The organism is Vibrio sp. 10N.222.52.C3, assembly GCF_041474195.1.
Classification (GTDB): domain Bacteria; phylum Pseudomonadota; class Gammaproteobacteria; order Enterobacterales; family Vibrionaceae; genus Vibrio; species Vibrio crassostreae_C.
On the sequence record NZ_JBFRTQ010000184.1, the window covers coordinates 1 to 5,258 of the forward strand.

The 5,258-nt window shown below is 44.3% G+C and carries 3 protein-coding genes; all 3 read left to right on the top strand.

Annotated features, from left to right (window positions below; all coding sequences use genetic code 11):
* Positions 1-1,796 (top strand): VCBS domain-containing protein (locus AB4517_RS21600; RefSeq protein ID WP_372149912.1); only part of this gene is annotated, 1,796 nt, incomplete at its 5' end.
* Positions 1,797-2,240: 444 nt separating this feature from the next.
* On the top strand, positions 2,241-2,870 hold the full coding sequence (locus AB4517_RS21605) for a TetR/AcrR family transcriptional regulator (RefSeq protein ID WP_017060390.1): 630 nt from the start codon (positions 2,241-2,243) through the stop codon (positions 2,868-2,870).
* A 55-nt stretch (positions 2,871-2,925) separates the two neighbouring features.
* Positions 2,926-5,208 (top strand): acyl-CoA dehydrogenase, encoded by a 2,283-nt coding sequence (locus tag AB4517_RS21610; RefSeq protein WP_372149914.1) that lies wholly within the window; start codon positions 2,926-2,928, stop codon positions 5,206-5,208.
* The last annotated feature ends 50 nt before the right edge of the window (positions 5,209-5,258 follow it).

The following is a 5,258-nucleotide window of genomic DNA, read 5'->3' on the forward strand; positions in this document are numbered from 1 at the left end:
ACGTTGTAGATAACGATGAAGTGCAATATCTTGATGACGATGAGTTCGTTACTGAGGTTTACACGGTTACTGCGATTGACGGAACCACAAGCGAAGTGACCATCACCATCAATGGTGCCGATGATCCATCTGAGATTACCGTTGGTGAAGGTGATTCTGACCTGGGTGAGGTGACGGAAGATGTTAATGTCGATCCTGATACTAACGAACTTTCAGCGTCAGGTACTTTAACGATTACTGATGTCGACACGAGTGACATGCCCGCCTTTAAACCTAATGGTGTGTTTACCCCTATTGGGTCTACTTATGCACTTGCTTTGGGTATGTTAACGATTACTCCAGAGGGCGCATGGAGTTATGTCGTTGATAACGATGCGGTTCAATACTTGAATGATGATGACACGGTTATTGAAAGATATGTGGTAACCGCGATCGATGGTGTAGAGCATGTTATCGAGATAACAATCAATGGTGTCAATGACGCACCTGAAGCGACCAGCTTTACGGTCGTTAATGATGAGGACGCGATTATACCTATTCTCTTCGATTCTGAAGATGGCGGCATGCCTGATTACATCTCAGATATAGAAGATGACCATGACGACATTCCACTTAATATTCGAATCGAAAGTTTGCCAACCAACGGCAGCCTCTTGTATACCGACGAAAATGGCGTCACGAGAGAAATTGTACAGTCTGATGTTGATAACGGTGAGTTGTTTGTTCCGAACAATATCAGCTTCGTTGCCGGGCCTGGAGAAATGTTTGAAATGGGCTTTAGTGGCGATCCTGAGGATATGCCAGAGCTTGTTGATGGTTTCTATAATTGGGGTGTGGAAGTTTCACCAACAGAGAGACTTATTACGCTAGATAACGGTAATACGATTACATTAACGATCGAAGATAACAATAATAAACCGTTGAAACAGTATCAAGGTGAGCAACCTCATGTCGGCTTTGGTATCGGTGATACAGACGGTAGAGGCATGAACAAACAGGAGACCTTGGTCCTCGACTTTACTAATAATCCATTAGAGGTTGTTGATTTTGGTTTAGATGGGTTGGGTGGTTCATTTAACACTGATAGCAATGTTTATGTTGAAGTGCTCTATACCTTTGCTGATGGCACGACTCAGACGGAGCAATATCAAAAAGATCCAGGAGATACGGGGAATAGCCAAATTCTGTATGATTTTAGTTATTCTTCACCAGACAATCCGATTGTTGGGATGGAGCTGTCATCGACAGGGGGCAGTTGGGAGTTACGCTATGTCCAAGGTAACGAGGCAGTAACCGAAGACCCGCAGTTTGATTATGTCGCGGTCGACTCTAATGGTGCAGAAAGCACGGTAGAGACGGTCACCATAGATATCGAAGAACCGCAGCAATATAACGTTATTAGTGCTGCGAGTAATGAACCTTTGTATGCCGAGTCAGGCAACGATCTGCTGATTGGAGATAGCGGAAACAACATTTTCACTTGGCTAGACTCTGCGCTCGACAACGGTACTGATATTATTAAAGATTTCGAGCTTTATACAGGTGGTTCTGGGGATCTGATTGACCTCAATGATTTGGTCGAAGACCCTCAAGATGAGACTCAAATGGCCGAGCTACTTGATGCGATTGAGGTCTCTGTCGACGGAGAAGATATCGCGTTGTCCATTCCAATCAATGGAGGGGATGATGTCCAAACTATCGTTGTTGAGGGGATTGCGACTGAACTAGGTGGTTCGGTTGACCTAGGTAATGGCCTAGCCGTGCTGGGAGAGCTGATAAAAAATGATGCTGCTTAATTAGATAATGTGAAAGGTTCTAACGTTTAACGTAAGAAAAGCCCTCGATTTCGGGGGCTTTTTTGTGTCGAGTACCTGCTAAAGAAAAGGTATCGGAACAACACACAAAAAAAAGCCCAAACCAACGTGGTTTGGGCGGATACAAGTATAGGAGTTAATAAGGAAAATGCAGTAATTAAGAAAGCAGTGAGAAGAACAAGTTTGACGGCCTGTTAAACTTCTAAATACGCTGTTTTCTATATAATTTATGACCCACCATTTCCATTTCAGTTCCAAGAAAATTCATTATTTTTTTCTTTTTTTGTAAACACACAGCGATTCAATCGGTTAGTGCTGAGTTTTATTAACTGGTACGACCAATTTGTGAAAATGTGATGTTGCTTGCTTGTTAAATAAATGTACTAAGCGTATATTTCAAACAGTTGTTTAATACGAGTGATTGAAATGGCACCAAGAAGTACAACCAAAGACAAAATCTTAGATGTGGCTGAAGGCTTATTTGCTGAGCACGGTTTTAATGACACCTCTTTACGTACGATTACGAGTAAAGCGAATGTCAACTTAGCTTCAGTGAACTATCACTTTGGCGATAAGAAGACTCTGGTTCGTGCGGTACTCAATCGTTACTTAGAAGCATTTATGCCAGCACTGCAAGATGCATTAGTGAACTTAAACTTGAACGAAACGTATTCTATGAGTGACGTGTTTGAGTCTCTGAGACAGCCACTAAGAGCACTTAATGATGTTAGGCCAAATGGTACAAGCCGGTTCATGTTACTTATCGGCAGAGGCTATACAGATGTGCAAGGACACTTGCGTTGGTTCATTACTACCCGTTATAGCGAAGTACTTTCTTTGTTTACAACGTCAGTAATGAAAGCCAACCCGAACCTCACTCAAGAACAGTTATTTTGGCGATTGCACTTCACCCTAGGGACTTGTGTATTCACCATGGCATCTAGCCAAGCTCTAATAGAAATTGCAGAGAATGACTATGACAGAAAGATAGATGCGAAGGCAGTGGTCGATATTCTCATTCCATTTTTGGCCGCTGGCATGTCAGCAAAAGAATAAAACAATAAAAAGCAAAATATTCACAAACAATATAGTGAACAAAAGGATCTGAACTATGAGCTCTCTAAGACAAAAATGGGTAAGTGACCCAGCTTTTAAACTCTTTAAAAAAGTACTACCACCACTATCTAGCACCGAGAAAGAAGCGATGGAAGCGGGTAGCGTGTGGTGGGACGGAGAGCTGTTTTCTGGTAAACCAGATTTCACTAAGCTTCACCAGTACCCAAAACCTCAGCTGACAGCAGAAGAGCAATCGTTCATGGATAATGAACTTGAAACTTTGCTCGCTATGCTTGATGACCACAAAATTGTAAAAGAAGATCGAGACCTTCCTGAAGAGGTGTGGAACTTCTTACGCAAAGAGCGTTTCTTCTCGCTCATTATCGCGAAAGGGTATGGTGGTCGTGAATTTTCGGCGCACGCTAACTCTACCATCGTAACTAAAATTGCGACGCGTAGTATTAGTACCGCGGTTTCGGTAATGGTTCCAAACTCTCTGGGCCCTGGTGAGCTGCTGTCTCATTACGGTACTCAAGATCAAAAAGACTACTGGCTACCTCGTCTTGCTGACGGTACAGATATCCCATGTTTCGCACTAACAGGCCCTGAAGCGGGTTCTGATGCGGGTGGTATCCCTGATGTCGGTACTGTGTGCATGGGCATGCACGAAGGTAAAGAGACGCTAGGTATCAAGCTTAACTGGAACAAACGCTACATTACACTAGCACCAGTGGCGACGGTACTTGGTCTGGCTTTCAAACTGCACGATCCAGAAAAGCTACTGGGTGACAAAGAAGACATTGGCATCACTTGTGCGCTAATCCCGGCTGACCACGAAGGTGTTGTGATTGGTGAGCGTCATGACCCACTTGGTCTTGCGTTTATGAATGGTCCAACACGCGGTCACGATGTATTTATTCCTATGGAATGGTTAATCGGTGGTGCCGATTACGCAGGTAAAGGCTGGCGTATGCTGGTGGAATGTCTGTCTGCAGGTCGTGGTATCTCATTACCCGCACTTGGCACGGCGATGGGCCACCTAACGGCGAAAACCACTGGTGCGTACGCTTACGTTCGTAAGCAGTTCGGTATGTCGATTGGTAAATTTGAAGGTGTTGCTGAGAGCTTAGGCCGTATTGGTGGTTTAACGTATCTACTAGAAGCGACTCGTACACTGACAACTACTTCACTTGATATGAAAGAGAAGCCGGGTATCGTAACGGCTATCGCGAAATATCACATGACAGAGATGGCACGTACTATTCTGAATGACTCAATGGATATCCATTCAGGTCGTGCAATTCAAGATGGCCCAATGAACTACTTGGCTGCGCCTTACCTAGGTATTCCAGTTGCTATCACAGTAGAAGGTGCGAACATCCTAACTCGTAACCTGATGATCTTCGGTCAAGGTGCGACACGTTGTCACCCATACGTATTGAGCGAAATGGAAGCGGCAGCGAACCCAGATGAGAAGCAAGGTGCAAAAGACTTTGATAGCTTGTTGTTCAAGCACATCTCACACGCAACTAAAAACACGTTCGGTGCTTTTGGTGCGGCACTAACTGGCTCTAAGTTCATTAAAGCCGACATGAGCAGCCCAACTAAACCTTACTACCAAGACCTGACTCGTTTAAGCCGTGCGCTTGCTGTCAGTGCGGATTTCGCAATGCTGACGCTAGGTGGTGAACTGAAACGTAAAGAGCTTATCTCGGCACGTTTGGGTGATGGTCTAAGTTACCTATACATGGCGTCTGCTGCACTTAAGAAGTATGAAGACGAAGGTCGCCAACAAGCTGACCTAGACTACGTACACTACGCGGTTCAACACTGTTTCCATAATGCGGCTAAGTCGCTACAAGAAGCGTACAGAAACTTCCCGAACAAGATGGTGGGTAAAGTACTTAAAGGTCTAGTTTTCCCTGTCGGTAACCACTTCGAGAAACCGAGTGATAACCTAACAGTTCAACTAGCAGAAAGCTTGATGACTCCGGGAGCACACCGTGAACGTCTGACTCACCTTTGTTACATTGGCAAAGAGGAAGATGATAGTGTTGGCCTTATGGAGAATGCTTTCAATGCGATGTACAGCATCAAGCCTCTGGAGCGTAAGATCTTCAAAGCAGTGAAAGAGGGCAAAGTGGCTCGTAAAGGCTTGCTTGCGGATAAACTGGCTCAAGCACTTGCAGCTGATGTTCTGACACAAGAAGAAGTCGACCAAATTGTTGCAGCAGACAAACTTCGCTACGCAGCGATTCAAGTTGACCACTTCAGTCATGATTACAGTGAAACTTTGACGCGAAAAGAGTTAAAACCTAAGCTAAATAGCGTTGCTTAGATAAAGAAATGACAAAAGGCACCTTATTAGGCTGTCTCTTATACACAAAT